Source organism: Vibrio sp. 1288, assembly GCF_033344475.1.
Genome location: NZ_JAWPOX010000287.1, coordinates 1 through 310 on the forward strand (window position 1 = coordinate 1; position 310 = coordinate 310).

Consider the following 310-nt stretch of genomic DNA (forward strand, 5'->3'; position numbering starts at 1 on the left):
AGTTAAACGGCACTTTGAAATTCTTATCCGTTGGGCCAGCAAAGAAGTTGAGGCAACCATCATTGCCAAGTAGCTCATCGGCTTGTTCTAGCACTTGAGCAACCGCCGCGTAGACCATTACATCGTCATAACCATTGCCACCGTTGAGTGCTTTGAGATACGCGACCAGATCGTCTATTTGAGCGGTATTCACGTAGTGCAGTTCTACGCCCTGCTCTTTAGCTTTTGCAACCGGAATGAGACTTTCAGCTCGGTCTAAACGCGCAGCATCAATGTCAGTAACCACCACCAGCGTTGGCTTTACAGGGCC

Annotated in this window: 1 protein-coding gene; it reads right to left on the reverse strand. The window is 49.4% G+C overall.

What is annotated here, in order from left to right; all coding sequences use genetic code 11:
- Positions 1-310, reverse strand: a 310-nt coding sequence (locus tag R8O11_RS26275; protein WP_318194748.1) for a zinc-binding dehydrogenase, incomplete at both ends; no start/stop codon positions are given.